Annotated in this window: 11 protein-coding genes; 4 read left to right on the forward strand and 7 right to left on the reverse strand. The window is 63.8% G+C overall.

Translation table 11 applies throughout. The features are described 5' to 3' along the window. Positions 1 to 4: 4 nt before the first annotated feature. From FJ934_RS05775 to FJ934_RS05800, 6 genes are all read right to left on the reverse strand, one after another. Positions 5 to 643 (reverse strand): helix-turn-helix transcriptional regulator, encoded by a 639-nt coding sequence (locus FJ934_RS05775; RefSeq protein WP_140607838.1) that lies wholly within the window; start codon positions 641 to 643, stop codon positions 5 to 7. 344 nt (positions 644 to 987) lie between these two features. After that, a complete protein-coding gene (locus FJ934_RS05780; RefSeq protein ID WP_140607684.1) occupies positions 988 to 3210 on the reverse strand; it encodes a 3-hydroxyacyl-CoA dehydrogenase NAD-binding domain-containing protein in 2223 nt (740 codons plus the stop codon). A gap of 13 nt (positions 3211 to 3223) precedes the next feature. Then, a complete protein-coding gene (locus tag FJ934_RS05785; RefSeq protein ID WP_140607685.1) occupies positions 3224 to 4432 on the reverse strand; it encodes an acetyl-CoA C-acetyltransferase in 1209 nt (402 codons plus the stop codon). Positions 4433 to 4552: 120 nt separating this feature from the next. After that, positions 4553 to 5722: an acyl-CoA dehydrogenase family protein gene (locus tag FJ934_RS05790; RefSeq protein ID WP_140607686.1), complete on the reverse strand. Its 1170-nt coding sequence runs from the start codon at positions 5720 to 5722 to the stop codon at positions 4553 to 4555. Between the two features lie 118 nt (positions 5723 to 5840). Beyond that, on the reverse strand, positions 5841 to 7637 hold the full coding sequence (locus tag FJ934_RS05795) for an acyl-CoA dehydrogenase (RefSeq protein ID WP_140607687.1): 1797 nt from the start codon (positions 7635 to 7637) through the stop codon (positions 5841 to 5843). A gap of 325 nt (positions 7638 to 7962) precedes the next feature. After that, complete coding sequence (locus tag FJ934_RS05800; protein WP_140607842.1) at positions 7963 to 8424, reverse strand: MerR family DNA-binding transcriptional regulator; 462 nt, start codon at positions 8422 to 8424, stop codon at positions 7963 to 7965. Positions 8425 to 8882: 458 nt separating this feature from the next. On the opposite strand from FJ934_RS05800, the gene FJ934_RS05805 reads away from it, so the two are divergent. From FJ934_RS05805 to FJ934_RS05820, 4 genes are all read left to right on the forward strand, one after another. After that, positions 8883 to 12890: a peptidoglycan-binding protein gene (locus tag FJ934_RS05805; RefSeq protein WP_140607688.1), complete on the forward strand. Its 4008-nt coding sequence runs from the start codon at positions 8883 to 8885 to the stop codon at positions 12888 to 12890. Positions 12891 to 13081: 191 nt separating this feature from the next. Continuing rightward, the gene (locus FJ934_RS05810; RefSeq protein WP_140607689.1) at positions 13082 to 14005 is read left to right on the forward strand and encodes a sulfite exporter TauE/SafE family protein; all 924 of its coding nucleotides are present in this window, start codon (positions 13082 to 13084) and stop codon (positions 14003 to 14005) included. Beyond that, complete coding sequence (locus FJ934_RS05815; RefSeq protein WP_140607690.1) at positions 14005 to 14796, forward strand: TIGR02186 family protein; 792 nt, start codon at positions 14005 to 14007, stop codon at positions 14794 to 14796. The genes FJ934_RS05810 and FJ934_RS05815 overlap by 1 nt, the downstream gene beginning before the upstream one ends. A 174-nt stretch (positions 14797 to 14970) precedes the next feature. Then, entirely contained in the window at positions 14971 to 16227 is a 1257-nt protein-coding gene (locus FJ934_RS05820; protein ID WP_140607691.1) for an Hsp70 family protein, read from the forward strand. Between the two features lie 60 nt (positions 16228 to 16287). On the opposite strand, the gene FJ934_RS05825 is transcribed toward FJ934_RS05820, so the two are convergent. Next, complete coding sequence (locus tag FJ934_RS05825) at positions 16288 to 17190, reverse strand: LysR family transcriptional regulator (protein ID WP_140607692.1); 903 nt, start codon at positions 17188 to 17190, stop codon at positions 16288 to 16290. Positions 17191 to 17214 lie beyond the last annotated feature (24 nt).

Below are 17214 nucleotides of genomic sequence, written 5' to 3' on the forward strand. Positions count from 1 at the left end.
CGGCCTACTGACTTGCCCAGACAATCCGCGCCACCCATTCGACATCGCGCATCGGAATGTCGCGGTCCGGGTGATCGGGATTGAGGGAGACCAATGAAATCGACTTGACGGTCTGGCGTTCGAGCACCTTGGCCATCACCTCCCCGGCCGTTGTCTTGACGACGACGCGATCGCCCTTGCGGGTGGCCGCGCCTGGCTCGACGATGAGGACGTCGCCATTGCGGTAGAGCGGCAGCATGGAATCGCCCTGCACCTGAAGCGCATAGGAGCTTTCGGTCGATTGCGCCGGCACTTCGACCAGATCCCAGCCCTGCCCCGCTGGAAAGCCGGCATCGTCGAAGAAGCCGCCGGCGCCGGCCTGGGCGAAACCAAGCAACGGCACGGAGCGCCTGCGCGTGGGCGCGGCACCGATGCGGCCTTCGATCAGCCCGGTGAATTCGTCGAGCGAAGCACCCGTCGCCTCGATGATCTTGGCGAGCGACTCGGTCGAAGGCCAACGCGGCCGGCCGTCGGAGGACAGACGTTTCGATTTGTTGAAGGCGGTCGAATCGAGCCCGGCGCGCCTTGCCAGGCCCGAGGCCGAAAGCGAATAGCGCTCGGCAAGAGCATCGATGGCGGCCCAGACGCGGTCGTGCGAGAGCATGTCGTGCTCTCCTTCGAGACAGGAAAAAATGCCTTTTCCTTCTAGTCCGCGAACACCGGTTTGTCCACCGATGGCGCAGGCGCGCCGCACCTTGCCGCCGGCCGTGGAAATTGGCTTGCGGCGATCAATTGGCCGCCGTGGCGAGGCCGCGCAGAGATGCGATATCATGAAAATCCGTTCCGCCTGCGTCGGCGGTCGCGGGTCCGCGGCGCGACCGAGCGCCGCGATGTCGGTCGACAGGCAGCGAAAGGCCAGCCGGCTTTCACCGCCTACCACATAGGGACCACGGCTGCGTGCCATGGCCAGCATGCGCGCCATACGCGCCCAGACATACATCTCCCGCGTCAGGCGGCTTGCTTGACGTCGCCCTTGGCGTAGGGATTGAAGCGTTCGTAGAAGGTCTCGCCCTTCTCGGCCAGGTCGATGAGCAGCTTGGGCGCCTTGAACTCGGCGCCATACTTCTTCTGCAGACCCTTGGCGATCTTGACGAAACGCTTGGCGCCGATGCCGTCAATGTAGGACAGCGCGCCGCCGGTGTAGGGCGCGAAGCCGAAGGCCAGGATCGACCCGACATCGGCCTCGCGCGGATCGGTGACGATGCCCTCTTCCATCACACGTGCCGCCTCCAGCGCAATGGTGACGAGCAGGCGCTGCTGCAACTCCTCATAATCGACCTTCCCGGGCGCAAGCTGCGGATAAAGGTCCTTGAGGCCGGGCCAGAGCTTCTTCTTGGCGGGCTTGGCGGGATAATCGTAAAAGCCCTTGCCGTTCTTGCGGCCGAAGCGGCCGTGGTCGTCGACCATGATGTTGATCAGCGCCATCTGCCTGGGGTCGACGGCAGCCTTGTCGCCAAGGTCCCTGATGGTCTGCTTCATGATCTTCTGGGCAAGGTCGATCGCCGTCTCGTCGGTCAGCGCCAGCGGCCCCACCGGCATGCCGGCGGCTTTCGCCGCATTCTCGATCATCGGCGCGGGCACGCCTTCGATCAGCATCTTGTAGGCTTCCGACATGTAGCGCAACACGCAGCGGTTGACGTAGAAGCCGCGCGTGTCATTGACAACGATCGGCGTCTTCTTGATGGCGCGGACGAAATCGATCGCGGTGGCCAGCGCCTTGTCGCCGGTCTTTTTGCCCAGGATGATCTCGACCAGCATCATCTTGTCGACCGGCGAGAAGAAATGGATGCCGACAAAATTCTTCGGCCGTGCGGAGTTCTTAGCCAGCGACGTGATCGGGATGGTGGACGTGTTGGAGGCGAAGATCGCCGACGATTTCAGCACCGCTTCCGCCTGTTCCGTGGCGCTCTTCTTGACGGCCGAATCCTCGAACACCGCCTCGACCACCAAGTCGCAGCCGGCGAGGTCGGCATAGTCTGCGGTCGGCGTGATCAGCGACAAAAGCTTGTCCTTCTCTTCCGGCTTGGCGCGCCCCTTCTTCACCTGATCCGAAACCAGACTGTCGGAATGCGCCTTGCCCTTCTCAGCCGACTCCATGTCACGGTCGAGCAGCACCACAGGGATGCCGGCCCTGGCGGTGACATAGGCGATGCCGGCGCCCATGAAGCCGGCACCGAGGATGCCGATCTTCTTGAACTTGGTTTCCGGCACGCCGGCCGGGCGGCGCGCGCCCTTGTTCAGTTCCTGCAGAGAGACAAACAGCGAGCGGATCATCGCCGCCGCTTCCTTGGTCTGCATGATTTCGGTGAAATAGCGCTGCTCGATGCGCAAGGCCGTATCGAACGGCACCAGCAAGCCTTCGTAGACGCATTTCAGGATCGCGGCGGCGGCCGGATAATTGCCATAGGTCTCGCGGCGCAGGATGGCGATGGCCGGCGGCCACAGATTGAAGCCGGCGGGCGAATAGATCTGGCCACCGGGCAGCCTGAAGCCCTTCTCGTCCCACGGCGCGACGGGCTTCAGGCCGTTCCTGATCATCGCCTTGGCGGTCTCGACCAGCTTGGCCGGTTCGGCGATCTCATGGATCAGGCCCATCGACTTCGCCTTCTGCGGCGACAGGTTCTGGCCGGAGGTCAGCATCTGCAATGCCTGCTGCTGATCAGTCAGCCGCGGCACGCGCTGGGTGCCGCCGGCGCCGGGGAAGATGCCGATCTTCACTTCGGGGAGCGCCATCCTCACCTTGTCGGAGTCGGCGGCGACGCGGCCATGGCAAGCGAGCGAAAGCTCGAAAGCGCCGCCCATACAGGTGCCGTTGATTGCCGAAACCCAGGGCTTGCCGGAAGTCTCCAGCTTGCGGAACAGGCCGGTCATATAGCCTGCGTTCTCGAACAGCGCCTTGGTGGCCTTTTCGACATCCTTGCCTTTTTCGGCGGCGAAGGTCGTCAGCATCTTCTGCAGCATGGTGATATCGGCGCCGCCGGAGAAGGTGTCCTTGCCGGAGGTGATCACCGCGCCCTTGATGGCGGCATCGCCCGCCACCTGATCGACGATGGCGTTCAACTCGCGCATGACCTCTTCGGTGAAGACGTTCATCGAGCGATCCGGCATGTTCCAGGTGACCAGCGCAATGCCGTCGGCGTCAATGTCGAGGATGAAATTGGTGTAGCTCATTGTTCTCTCCCCGTCAGACGCGTTCGATGATCGTTGCGGTGCCCATGCCGGCACCGATGCACAGCGTCACCAGCGCGGTGTTGAGATCACGGCGCTCGAGTTCGTCCAGCACCGTGCCGAAGATCATGGCGCCAGTAGCGCCGAGCGGATGGCCCATGGCGATGGCGCCGCCATTGACGTTGATCTTGTCGTGATCGATGTCGAAGGCCTGCATGTATCGCAGCACCACCGAGGCGAAGGCTTCGTTGAGCTCGAACAGGTCGATGTCCGACAGCTTCATCTTGGCACGCTTCAAAAGCTTCTCGGTGACATCGACCGGACCGGTCAGCATCAGCACCGGCTCGGAGCCGATATTGGCGAAGGTGCGGATGCGGGCGCGCGGCTTGAGGCCCATCGCCTTGCCGGCCTTCTTGGAGCCGAGCAGCACGGCCGCTGCGCCATCGACGATGCCGGACGAATTGCCGGCATGGTGGACATGGTTGACCTCTTCCACTTCCGGATGCTTCTGCACGGCGACCGCATCGAAGCCGCCCATTTCGCCAGGCATGACGAAGGACGGATTGAGCGAGGCCAGCGACTGCATGTCGGTCGAAGGCCGCATGTGCTCGTCATGGTCGAGGATGGTCAGGCCGTTCTGATCCTTGATCGGGATGACCGAGTTCTTGAAGCGTCCGTCCGCCCAGGATTTGGCGGCGCGCTTCTGGCTTTCGACGGCATAGGCATCGACGTCGTCCCTGCTGAAACCATATTTGGTGGCGATCAGGTCGGCCGAGATGCCTTGCGGCACGAACCAGCCGGGCAGGCCGACCGAAGGGTCCATGAACCAGGCGCCGCCGGAGGCGCCCATGCCGACACGCGACATCGATTCGACGCCGCCGGCAATGACGATCTCGTCAGCGCCTTGCGCGATCTTGGCGGCGCCGAAATTGATGGCATCGAGACCCGAGGCGCAAAAGCGCGAGATCTGCATGCCGGGCGCCTTGGTGTCGTAGCCGGCCTCGAAGGCGGCGGCGCGCGGAATGACCGACCCTGCTTCGCCGACCGGATCGACGCAGCCGAAGATGATGTCGTCGACTGTGCCGGTGTCCAGCCCATTGCGGTCGCGTAGCGCTTCCAGCGTCTTGGCGGCAAGCCGCACCGCGGGCACCTCATGCAGCGATCCGTCCTTCTTGCCCTTGCCGCGCGGCGTGCGCACGGCGTCATAGACATAAGCGTCACTCATTCTCTTGCTCCTCGGGTTTATCGAACGGCTTCAGACTGATGTATGTCTCTGGGCGACATGCATTTTTGGACTGATGCATGTCGATCTCCCAAAACCGGGACCACTTTTGGGCGACATGCATCAGAGCGAGCGTCCGATCAGCAATTTCATGATCTCGTTGGTGCCGCCGTAGATGCGCTGGACGCGAGCGTCGCGGAACATGCGGGCGATCGGGTATTCATTCATGTAGCCATAGCCACCGTACAATTGAAGGCATTCGTCGACGACTTTTCCCTGCAGGTCGCTGAGCCAGTACTTGGCCATCGAGGCCGTCACCGGATCCAGCCCGCCATTGATGTGGCGGGCGACGCAATCATTGTAGAAGATACGGCCGATCGTGGCCTCGGTCTTCAGCTCGGCCAACTTGAACTGGGTGTTCTGGAAGTCGATGATCGCCTTGCCGAAAGCCTTGCGCTCCTTGACGTAGTCGATGGTCAGCGCCAGCGCCCGCTCGATCATGGCAATCGCCCCGGTGCCGATCTGCAACCGCTCCTGCGGCAATTGCTGCATCAGCTGAACGAAGCCCTGCCCTTCTTCATGGCCGAGCAGATTTGAGGTCGGCACGCGCACGTCGTTGAAGAACAGCTCCGACGTGTCGTTGGCCTTGAGCCCGATCTTGTCGAGGTTGCGGCCACGCTGAAAGCCTTCGACCTCGTCGGTCTCGACGACGATCAGCGAGGTGCCCTTGGCGCCCTTTTCCGGATCGGTCTTGGTGACGACGATGATGAAATTGGCCAGTTGCCCGTTGGTGATGAAGGTCTTGGAGCCGTTGATCCGGTACTGGTTGCCGTCCTTCTCGGCCCGCGTCTTGACGCCCTGAAGGTCGGAGCCGGCGCCGGGCTCGGTCATGGCGATGGCGCCGATCAACTCGCCGGTCGCCAGCTTCGGCAGCCATTTCTTTTTCTGCTCTTCCGAGCCGTAGTGGAGGATGTAGGGGGCGACGATCGAATTGTGCAGGCCGATGCCGAAACCGTCGACGCCGACATGGCCGATCGCCTCGATGATGGCGCTCTCATGCGCGAAGGTGCCGCCCGAGCCGCCATATTCCTCCGGCATCGAGGCGCAGAGCAGGCCGGCCGCACCGGCCTTCAGCCAGCTTTCGCGGTCGACCATTTCGTTCTTCTCGAACTCGTCGTAACGCGGCGCGATCTCCTCCGCCATGAAGCGGGAGGCCATGTCGTAGAGCATGCCAACCTCGTCCGCCGCCCAGGCGGGTTTGGGGAGGTTCAGGATTTCCGCAGGGTTAGGCATACGATGATAGTCCTCCCAAGGTACATCAGCGGAATTGAGGTCGGCGCGCGGCATGGGCGACCCCTCCCGGCCCTTCGGGCCACCCTCCCCTCAAGGAGGAGGGGGACGCCGAGCATTTCTAGAACGCTTCCGCCGGCAGCGCCATCAGCGTATCGGCGCCACTCGAAATGCGGGCAAGCCGCATCGCCGTTTCCGGCATGACGCGTTCCATGAAGAAACGCGCGGTCACCAGCTTCGTGTCGTAGAACGCACCGGCGCCATTGGCGCCTTGCGCGAGCTTGCCCTGCGCTGCCTTGGCCATCTGCGCCCACATGTAGCCCAGCGCCACAAGGCCGAAAAGATGCATGTAGTCGGTCGAGGCGGCGCCGGCGTTGTCGGGCTTGGCCATACCATTCTGCAGCAGCCACATGGTCGCCGCCTGCAGATCGTTGAGGCCCTTCTTCAACGCCTTGGTGAAAGGCGCCATCTTTTCGTCGGAACGGTTTTCCTCGCAGAACTCGCCGACCTCCTTGAAGAAAGCCTGCACCGCGCGGCCGCCATTCAGGCCGAGCTTGCGGCCGACGAGGTCAAGCGCCTGGATGCCGTTGGCGCCTTCGTAGATCATGGCGATACGGGCATCGCGCACGAACTGGCTCATGCCGTGCTCTTCGATATAGCCCTGGCCGCCGAACACCTGCTGCGCCATGACAGCATGGTCGAAGCCCTTGTCGGTGAGCACGCCCTTGACCACCGGAGTCAGCAGGCCGGTGTAGTCGTCAGCCGCCTGACGGTCCTTGTCGTCGGCGGAGCGATGCGCGATGTCGGACTTGATCGCCGTCCACAGCGCCAGCGCGCGGCCGGCCTCGTTGAACGCCTTCATAGTCATCAGGCTGCGGCGGATATCGGGGTGAACGATGATCGGGTCAGCCTTCTTGTCCGGAGCCTTCGGCCCCGACAGCGAACGGCCCTGCAATCGGTCCTTGGCATAGGAAACGGCATTCTGGTAGGCAACCTCGGAGATCGACAGCCCCTGCAGGGCGACACCGAGCCGTGCCTCGTTCATCATGGTGAACATGGCCTTCAGGCCGCCATTCACCTCGCCGAGCAGTGTGCCCTCAGCCTCGTCATAATTCATGACGCAGGTCGAATTGCCGTGGATGCCCATCTTCTTCTCGATCGAGCCGCAGGAGAGCGTGTTCCGTTCGCCCGGATTGCCCGATGCGTCGAGCTTGAGCTTCGGCACGATGAACAGCGAAATGCCCTTGACGCCTTCCGGCGCGCCCTCGATGCGGGCCAGCACCAGATGGACGATGTTGTCCGACATGTCGTGCTCGCCGGCCGAGATGAAGATCTTCTGACCAGAGATCTTGTAGGTGCCGTCGCCGTTCGGCGCGGCCCTGGTGCGCAGCAAACCAAGATCGGTGCCGCAATGCGGCTCGGTCAGGTTCATGGTTCCGGTCCACGCGCCCTCGACCAGCTTCGGCAACCACTTGGCCTTCTGCTCGTCAGTGCCATGGGTGATGATGGCGGCGATCGCGCCCTGCGTCAGTCCCGGATACATCATCAGCGCCATGTTGGCCGACACCATGTATTCGGAGACCGCCTGGTGCACCACGTAGGGGAGCCCCTGGCCGCCAAACTCGGCCGGTGCCGCGAGCCCCATCCAGCCGCCTTCGCGATACTGGTCGAACGCTTCCTTGAAGCCCTTGGGCGTCGTCACCGAGCCGTCGTCGTGACGAACGCAGCCTTCCATGTCGCCGATACGGTTGAGCGGGTGCATGACGTTCTCGGCGAGCTTGGCCCCCTCGGCGAGGATCGCCTCCAGCACATCGGGCGTGGCATCGGAAAATCCGGGAAGGTTCGAATAACGCCGATAGCCCAGCACTTCGTTGAGTACGAACAGCGTATCCTGGACCGGAGCCCTGTATGTCGGCATGCTTTTTCTCCACCCTGCGGACCTGGTCCGGAAGCCCCGAAGTCATGTCAGGGCAGCATACGGACCCGTGTTGGAGCCGGGGATAGCAAAAATTGACGTTTGCGTAAACGTCAATTCTTTCGCTGCGACAAGATTTCCGCACTCTGCGAAGCAATGAGCCTGGCGGGACGGGTATGATGCCGGCCAGCGGCCAACATCTCGGGAGGTCAGGGCGCGGTCTAAGAAAAACAAAAAAGCCGCGCGGCACGGCCACGCGGCTTTGATCGTCAGGATCAACTAATCGGAAGCGGATGGAAAGCCGCTTCACACCGTGTCTGGAATTGCCTTAGCCGGCGACGCTCGCCTGCGGCGTGGCCCGTTCGGCCAGCATCTGGCGCACCGCCGTCATCGAGCCGCTCAGTTCGTTGATGGCGTCGTCAATCAGCGCCCGCTGCTTCTGCAGGCGGGCAAGTTGCTTCTCCGACTTGTCCAGCGCCAGACGCAACTGCTTGGTGTTGGAACCGGTCGGATCGTAGAGGTCCATCATCTGCTTGACGTCGCGCAGCGAGAACCCGACCTTGCGGCCGAGCAGGATCAGCTTCAGCCGGGCCTTGTCGCGGCGCGTGTAGAGGCGGGTCGAACCGTCACGCTGCGGGTTGAGCAGGCCTTTGTCTTCGTAGAAGCGCAGCGTGCGCAGCGTCACGCCGTATTTCTTGGCCATCTCACCGATGCGGGCAAGGTCCTCGCCGGCTTCGACAGGTATATTGTTGGTATTGGCCGCGGTCTCGCCGGCCGAGATAAGCTTCATGGTCACTGGCTTTCCCCGTTGCTGGCGTCGCGGTCCCGGACCATGCGTCGCCTGACTGGAAGCGGGGGCGTGCTTCCAGCCGTGGTTTCGACAAACAAAATCGCAAACAGCACGCTTCAAGGCGCCCTTTACGTTTACGTCAATTCTATACCGATAGCCGCCTGATGACGCAAGGGCGTTCTGTGATCGGTGCTTTATGCCGCACTGCGGGCAGCGACAGCCAATTTCCTTCCAACTTCTTAAGCTTGGTTAACGCGTTGTTTACCACGTTGGGCGAAATGTGCGCGTGTCGGCTACCCGTGTTTATCCTGTATCGAATTTCTCACGGTTTTTCGGAGCGCGGGTGAAACCCCGGGAAGCTAGTCTTCCGCCGTGGCATGGAAGCGCGGTCGCCTTCGTTCCGGCAGGGACTTGGAGAGCTGGTCGCAAGCCGGCCAATCTGAAAGACGGACGCACCGATGAACAGCAAGCGGTCCTACCTCGATACACTCAACGCCGGCAGACAGCGCAGGCCACAGACCACGCTCGAGCAACTGAACCGCTCGCTGGAGACGCTGGAACAGCGACTAGGGCAGACGCGCGAGGAGGTGATGGCGCGTCCCGCTTCCCGCCAACACGGCGCCGACCCGCGCTATCCCGCGACCGAGCCACGCTATCCCGCCGCCGACCCCCATTATCCAGCCGCCCAGCCAACCGGCCAGCAGCGTTGGTATGAGGATCCGCAGCCGGCACCGCGCCCGCAGAATCCGGCGCCCGCCCCTGCCCCAGACCAGAATTACCAGGCCATCGCGCGCGACATCGACCGCGTGCGCGGGCAGGAAGACAGCGTCGCGATGGTCGGCAAGATCGCCGGCGAACTGCGCGGCATGCGCGAGGAGCTGCGCCACCAGATGACGGCAGGGCTGCAGCGCGAATTCGATGCGCTGCGCAAGGATATCGACCGTGCCTTCCAGTCGAACGCCAGGCCCGGCGCATCGGGCAAGGGCAGCGCCGAACTCGGCATCGAATTCGAACGGCTTTCCGGTGCCATCAAGTCGCTGTCGGAAAAGAGCGACGACAGAAGCGTCAACCTGCTGCGGCTGGAGCTCGAGCAGGTCAAGACCGCGCTCGACACACTGGCGCGCGAGGAGAGCGTGCAGAAGGTCGACCGCCGCTGGGACGATTTCGACCGCCGCTGGACGGCTTTCGAAGACCGGGTCGATGCCGACCAGCGCAAACGCTCCGACGATCCCGCCCTTGCGGGCCTGACCGACCGGCTGGAGCAGATCAGTGATGCCGTCAACAATTTGCCGGAATCGCTGTCGCTACGCTCGCTGGAGGAAAAGGTCCGCACACTTGCCGGCGCCGTCGATCACTTCGCCAGCCAGCAGGACAATCGCAGCGGCGACACGCTTGCCATGATCGATGAGCGGCTGGACGAGATTTCCCGTGCCATCGTCGCTTCGACCGTCGCGGCACAGGCCAATTCGGTCGACCATGAAGCTTTCGAGCGCATCGAGAAGCGGATCGACTCGCTCGCCCGGCAGATCGAGGAAGTGGCGCAGGACCGCCCCGGCAACGCAGTCATGGATCGCCTGAGCACGCTGTCCAACCGGGTCGACGAACTGGCCGGTCGTGCCAACCTGCCCGAACAGGCGATGGAACGGCTGGCCAAACAGATCACGCTCATCGCCGACAAGATCGACCAGGCGCCGGCCATGCCCGACGCCGACTATATCTTCCATGGGCTGGAGCAACGCTTCGACGTGCTGTCCGGCATGATGGAACGCCGCCAGGGTGACGCCATCGAGCAGGGCAACATGCTGTTTCGCGATCTCGAGCGCCGGCTGGACGAAGTTGCCGATCGGCTCGACCAGCGCATGATGCCGCAGGTCGACAGCGCCGGCATCATGGAAGCCATCGACGCCCGCTTCACCGCGCTCGCCCAGCGCATGGAAACGCGCGTTCCCGATCCTGCCGGCGAAGCGGCGATTCGTGGACTGGAAAGCCGGCTCGAGGACATTTCAAGCCGGCTGGACGCATCCGCGGCCCAAGTGGCCGGCATCGATCCGGCGCTGATCCGCAGTCTGGAGGCGCAGGTTGCCGGCCTGTCGGCTCACCTGTCCAAGCCCAGCACGCCTCTGCCAGAATTCGAAGACATCAGCCCGCGCCTCGACGAAATCGAGAAGGCGCTGGCGGGAACCCGCGATTCCATTCTCGGCACGGCACGCGAAGCAGCCGAGAATGCGGTGCGGTCGCTGGCCGGTTCGAACGCCAACACGACGGCCGTTTCAGGCCTCGCCCAGGACCTGAAGACGCTGGAAACGCTGACGCGGCGTTCCGACGAGCGCAATTCGCGGACATTTGAGGCCATCCACGATACGCTGCTGAAGATCGTCGACAGGCTGGGTTCGCTGGAAACCAGCGAACCGTCCGAAGCGGTAAGCGAGCTCCTGGATGCCGCGCCGGTGGATACGAGTGGCTGGCGAGGCACACGGCGGCCCAAGATGGCCGTGAACGCGCCGTCGATGAACATTGACGAACCGCTGCCGCTGAGCGGTGACTTGGCCGATCTCGACGCGCGTGGCGCGGCCATATCGCGCGGTGAACCTGCTTTGCCCGGCGAGCCGGTGGTGCATGCAGACACGCGCCTGCCACGCGGACCGGGCGCCCGCACGCCGGCGGAGGCCGCCGCCGCGGCCGCCATGGCCGCACTCGGTTCCGACACCATCGCCGAGAAGGATCAGCCGGCTGGCCGCAAATCGTTGTTCGGCGGGCTTGCACGCGCCTTCAAGAGCAAGAAGACGGCGGATGTTCCGCCGCTGGCCGGCTCGGCGCCGAGCGCCGAAATCCCGAGTGTCGATCTCGACGAACCGCTCGACCCGAAAATGGCCAACCGCCCGCTGGAACCGGGCTCCGGCGCACCCGACCTCAATGCCATCATGAAGCGTGTGCGCGACGAGCGGGCGCAACCGGCAAAGCCCAGTGAAAGCGATGCCGCGAAATCGGATTTCATCGCGGCCGCCCGGCGCGCCGCCCAGGCCGCCGCAGCCGAGGCGGACGCCTTGAAGCGCCAGTCGACCATGAAAGGGCCGGTGAAGGCACTGAGAATCGGCGACCTGCTCAAGGCGCGGCGCAAGCCGATCCTGATGGCTGCGGCAGCAATCATGCTGGCGCTTGCCGGCCTGCAGCTCGGTAAGGCGTTTCTCTCGGATCCCGCCCAGGTGGCAAGCAACGACGCGACCCCGATCATCACCGCGCAACCGGTGCAGACGGCATCCGTCGCCACGGCGAGCCAGCCGAAGACTCAGCCGGCGGCAACGGACAGCGCGCCTGCCCGCCCCATCAGGCAGGCCGAACCCTCCGTTCCGGCAAGCAAGGATGACATGATCGCGCAGACCGCGCTCGCCATGCCGTCGGACACGGACGCGATGGCGAATACGGCGCCGGCGGCGGAACCGACTGCGGCATCCGCGGCCTCGACCACGTCTTCCGGCCCGAGCGCCACCGTCTCCGAGGCGATGGCTTCGGCCGCTCCGGCGCCAACCGCGCCCGCCATGCCAATGGCGACCACCGACAGTACCGTCAAGGACGGCACCGGAGGCGTTGCGCCGGCGGCGGCCATGGCTAGGTTCGACATTCCGGCCGATGCCGGCCCGGCCGCGCTGCGCGATGCCGCCTCTGGCGGCGACGCCAAGGCGCTGTTCGAGATCGGCTCGCGCTACGCGGAGTCGCGCGGCGTCAAGGAAGACATGGCGGCGGCCGCCAAATGGTATGAGAAGTCGGCTGAACTGGGCTTCGCGCCGGCCGAATACCGCATCGGCAATTTCTACGAGAAGGGCATAGGCGTCACGCGCGACATCAAGAAGTCGAAGACCTGGTATCAGCTCGCCGCCGAGCAGGGCAACGCCAGCGCCATGCACAATCTGGCCGTGCTGTTCGCCATGGCGGCGGATGGCGTGACCGACAATGAATCGGCCGCGCACTGGTTCCAGGAGGCGGCCGACCTCGGTGTCAAGGACAGCCAGTTCAATCTCGGCATCCTCGCCGCCAAGGGCGTCGGCATGAAGCAGAACCTCGAGGAATCCTACAAATGGTTCGCGCTGGTCGCCAAGACCGGCGACAAGGATGCTGCCACCAAGCGCGACGAGATAGCCAATGCGCTGCGGCCCGAGCAGCTGGAGCGCGCCCGTGCCGCGACCGAATTGTGGAAGGCCAAGCCACTCAACGCGGCGGCCAATTCGGCCGACATTCCCGAATCCTGGCAGGAGGGCACGCCGCAGACGACCGCCGGCATCGACATGAAGAAGGCGGTCAAGAACATCCAGCTGATCCTCAACAAGAACGGCTACGATGCCGGCGGCGCCGATGGCGTCATGGGCGACAAGACCAAGACCGCTATCATCGCTTTCCAGACCGATAACAAGTTGCCGGCGACCGGCGCCGTCGATGAAAAACTGGTCAGGGCGCTGCTGGCGCGCAAATAACGGAAGAAGCGTCGTTTCCGCGATGCCCCCGCCACACATTTGCCTGTTAACTGATTGAGATATTTTTTGTTTCGGCGCGGTGGCGGGGTTTGACCCCACCGCCGTTTCGGCGCAAGAAAAAATTGGCTTTTCGGTGCGAGACTGCCGCAACGGCTGTATTCGCCGACAGGCAAACTGATCGAGACTGACGGGTGGGCATCTATCTCCCGATTGCGGAAATTTCCGTCAACGTCTTCGTGCTGCTGGCCATGGGCGCCGCGGTGGGCTTCCTGTCGGGCATGTTCGGCGTCGGCGGCGGCTTTCTCATCACACCGCTGCTGATCTTCTACAACATTCCCCCGGCGATCGCGGTCGCCACCGGCGCCAACCAGGTCATCGCCTCCTCCTTCTCCGGCGCGCTGTCGCACATGAAGCGGGGGACGCTCGACTTCAAGCTCGGCGGGGTGCTGCTGGCCGGCGGCATCGTTGGCTCCACCGGCGGCATCTTTGTCTTCGGTTTGCTGCGCCGGCTGGGTCAGCTCGACCTGTTCATCTCGCTGCTCTACGTCGTGCTGCTCGGCACTGTCGGCGGGCTGATGCTGGTCGAAAGCGTCAATGCCCTGCGCGCCTCGCGCAGTGGCGCGGCGCCGGTGCTGAAGAAATCCGGCCAGCACAACTGGATCCACCGCCTGCCGCTGAAGATGCGCTTCAGGGCGTCGAAGCTGTTCGTCAGCGTCATCCCGGTGCTTGGCCTCGGTGCCGCCATCGGCTTCCTGTCGTCGATCATGGGCGTCGGCGGTGGCTTCATCATGGTGCCGGCGCTGATCTATCTGCTCAAAGTGCCGACCAATGTCGTTATCGGCACTTCGCTGTTCCAGATCATCTTCACCTCCGCCTACACGACGCTGGTCCACGCCACCACCAACCAGACCGTCGATGTGATGCTTGCCTTTCTGCTGATGGCCGGCGGCGTGGCCGGCGCGCAATATGGCGCCAAGGCGGGCCAGCGGCTGCGCGGCGAGCAATTGAGGGCGCTGCTGGCGCTGCTGGTGCTGGCCGTGGCGATCCGGCTTGCCATCGATCTGTTCGTCACGCCGCCCAATCTCTATTCGCTGTCCGGCGCGGGTCTCAACTGATGAGGGGGGTGGGGACGCTCGCAACCGCCATCTTCCTGTCCTTGCTTGCGCCAACCACGCCGGCGAGGGCACAGACGCCGCCGATAGAAAGCATCCAGATCGGTCTTTCCACGGACAATGTCTCCATCACCGCCGGTTTTTCCGGCGCCGACCTGACCATCTTCGGTTCGCTGGAAAACCCCGATCCGCTGGTGGCGCGCCAGGGTCGCTACGATGTCATCGTCGTGCTTGAAGGGCCACCCAAGCCGGTGGTGGTACGCCGCAAGGACCGGGTGCTCGGCGTCTGGATCAATCTGGAATCCGAGACCTTCGAGAACGTGCCGGTCTCCTATTCGGTGGCGACCACGCGACCCCTGCAGGACATCACCGAACCGAACAGCTACAGGCAGCTGTCGCTCGGCGCCTCCAATCTCTACATGCAGCCTGTGGACGCCGGCGACAGCCCGGCCACGATCGAGGAATTCACCGCGGCCTTGCGCGAGCGCAAATCGGCGACCGGCCTCTACAGCGAGAACGTCGGGGGCGTTCAGTTCCTGTCGCAGAACCTGTTCCGCGCCACTGTCCGGCTGGCGCCGAACGTTCCGGTCGGCACCCACAAGGCGCGCGCCTTTCTGTTCAAGAGCGGCCTGTTCATCAAGGAAAGCTCGGCCCAGCTCGAAATCCGCAAGTCCGGTTTCGAACAGTCGATCTTTCGCGTCGCCCATGACTATTCCTTCCTCTATGGCGTGTTCGCGATATCGCTGGCCATGATAACGGGCTGGCTCGGCAGGCTCATCTTCCGCAAGGACTGAGACGTCCAAAAGGGGTTTCCCTTTCTCGCGTCATGCTATAGACCGCACGTCCCCGCCCGAAGGGCAAGCACGCACAATTCAATCCGGCAGAGCGGTTCGGTCGTCCGAAACCGCAGCGCACGCTTCTCCCGCGAGCGCCGATCCGCTGCCTGCCGCCAATGACAGGAGGCTGCTTTGCGACCAGCATTCGCCGGTATCGACTTCGGCACTTCGAACTCCACCGTTGGTGTGGTCCGCAACGGGCAACCTCGCCTCGTCACGCTTGAAGACGGCCAGGTCACCTTGCCGAGCGCCGTGTTCTTCAACTTCGAGGACGGCCGGATCGGCTTTGGCCGGCAGGCCATTGCCAATTACACGGACAGCGTCGAAGGCCGGCTGATGCGCTCGCTGAAGAGTGTGCTCGGCAGTTCGCTCGCGCACGAAAAGACTCGCATCAAGGCGCGCTCGATCGGCTTCATGGAGATCGTCGGCCTGTTCATCGGTCATCTCAGGAAAAGGCTGGAGGAAGACGCCGGCGGTGCGGTCGAGAGTGTGGTGCTCGGCCGGCCGGTACAATTCGTCGATGACGATGCCAAGGCCGATGCGAAGGCGCAGAGCGAGCTCGAAGCTGCTGCCCACGCGCAAGGCTTCAAGCATATCGCTTTCCAGTTCGAGCCGATCGCCGCGGCGCTCGACTACGAACAGAAGGTGACGCGCGAGGAACTGGCGCTGATCATCGATATGGGCGGCGGCACGTCGGACTTTTCGATCGTCCGCGTCTCGCCGGAGCGTTCCCGATCTTCGGACCGCAAGGAGGATATCCTTGCCAGCCGGGGGGTCCATATCGGTGGTACGGATTTCGATCGACTGCTCAGCATCGCTCATGTGATGCCGAGGCTCGGCTATTTGACCCCGACCAAGGACGGCAAGCGCAATCTCCCGGCAAGCTATTTCATCGATCTCGCCACATGGCAGCGCATCAACCTGGTTTATACCGCCAAGGCGATGACGCATCTGCGCCAGATCCGCTACGAGGCCGAACGCGCCGATCTGGTCGACCGCTTCATCCACATCGTCGAGCATCGCTATGGGCACGCGCTGGCGGCATTGGTCGAAAAGGCCAAGATAGAGCTGACCGGCAGGTCATCGGCGGAAGTCGCCGTGACGCTGCCGGGCGCCGCGTTCGCCGCCGAGATCACGCGCGAGGGGCTGAACGCTACGATCGCCAGGGAGATCGAGCGGGTCACCGACACAGTCGGCCAGACCATCCGCGACGCGCAGGTCAAGCCGGCGGACATCACCGCGGTGTTCCTCACCGGCGGATCGACCGCGATCCCGCTGGCAAGACGGGAAATCCTGTCGCTGGTGCCGCAGGCGTCCGTCATCGAAGGCGACATGTTCGGCTCGGTGGGGCTTGGGCTGGCTTTGGATGCCCAACGGAAGTTCGGCTGAATTGTCTTTGTTTCCACGCAATTCCACACGGGAGCCGCAACGGCCCTTTCCTGAATTGGTCTACGCCGACCTGCTTCCCGCGGTTTCCGCGCCGAGATGCGCCTTGAGCGCCATCTGGGCCAGGCTTGCCTGGCGATCGCGATGGCTGATCATGGCGAAGTCGCGCTTCGGCAATTCGATCGGCACGGCTCTCAGACTGCCTTCGGCGACGGCGCGTCCGACGACGAGTTCCGAGATGATGGTGGCGCCAGCGCCCGCCTCGACCGCCTGGCGAACCGCCTCGTTGCTGGGCAGCACCAAGAATACCTGCAGGTCGGCGAGCGAAATCCCGTCACGGCGCGCCAAATCCTCCAGCACTTCGCGCGTGCCCGAACCGCCTTCGCGGATGATCCAGCGCAAGCCCCTGATATCGGGTTGTCCCGGCGCGGTTTCGGATATCTCGGGATGGGATTTGGCCACCACCAGCATCAACCGATCGGTATCGACCTTGGCGCGGCGCAATATGTCGGACTCGGTGCGCCCCTCGACCAGGCCGAGATCGGCGGCTCCATCGAGCACGCTGGCCTCGACCTGCCTTGTGTTGCCGATGCTGACGCTCAGCCTCACCGCGGGGTAGGCCTCGTGGAAGGACGCCAGCCGGCGCGGCAGCCAATAGCTGGCGATGGTCAGGCTGGCCGCGATCGAGAGACTGCCGGCGACCGTCTGCGAGACATGTTCCAGCACGTTGCGGGCGGCGGCGGCCCGCTCCAGCACGGCCTTGGCCTCGGGCAGGAATCGGTGGCCGGTCTGGGCAAGCTCGATGTTGCGGCCAACGCGGTTGAACAGGTGGACGCCGTGCTGCTCCTCAAGCGCGCGGATGGCGGCCGATGCGGCCGACTGTGAGATGCCCAGAAGCTCCGCCGCCTTGGTCATGTGGCCGCGCTCGGCGACAGCAACGAAAATGCGCAACTGATCCAGGGTCATGGACGCATTAAGAACCAATATTGA

Source organism: Mesorhizobium sp. B2-4-12, from assembly GCF_006441575.1.
In the GTDB taxonomy this organism is placed as follows: domain Bacteria; phylum Pseudomonadota; class Alphaproteobacteria; order Rhizobiales; family Rhizobiaceae; genus Mesorhizobium.

What these genes read in the sequence shown, in the direction of transcription:
- FJ934_RS05790 (WP_140607686.1), bottom strand. Translation starts at nt 5,722, where the DNA reads ATGCCTAACCCTGCGGAAATCCTGAACCTCCCCAAACCCGCCTGGGCG.
- FJ934_RS05800 (WP_140607842.1), bottom strand. Translation starts at nt 8,424, where the DNA reads ATGAAGCTTATCTCGGCCGGCGAGACCGCGGCCAATACCAACAATATA.
- FJ934_RS05775 (WP_140607838.1), bottom strand. Translation starts at nt 643, where the DNA reads ATGCTCTCGCACGACCGCGTCTGGGCCGCCATCGATGCTCTTGCCGAG.
- FJ934_RS05780 (WP_140607684.1), bottom strand. Translation starts at nt 3,210, where the DNA reads ATGAGCTACACCAATTTCATCCTCGACATTGACGCCGACGGCATTGCG.
- FJ934_RS05795 (WP_140607687.1), bottom strand. Translation starts at nt 7,637, where the DNA reads ATGCCGACATACAGGGCTCCGGTCCAGGATACGCTGTTCGTACTCAAC.
- FJ934_RS05825 (WP_140607692.1), bottom strand. Translation starts at nt 17,190, where the DNA reads ATGACCCTGGATCAGTTGCGCATTTTCGTTGCTGTCGCCGAGCGCGGC.
- FJ934_RS05815 (WP_140607690.1), top strand. Translation starts at nt 14,005, where the DNA reads ATGAGGGGGGTGGGGACGCTCGCAACCGCCATCTTCCTGTCCTTGCTT.
- FJ934_RS05785 (WP_140607685.1), bottom strand. Translation starts at nt 4,432, where the DNA reads ATGAGTGACGCTTATGTCTATGACGCCGTGCGCACGCCGCGCGGCAAG.
- FJ934_RS05805 (WP_140607688.1), top strand. Translation starts at nt 8,883, where the DNA reads ATGAACAGCAAGCGGTCCTACCTCGATACACTCAACGCCGGCAGACAG.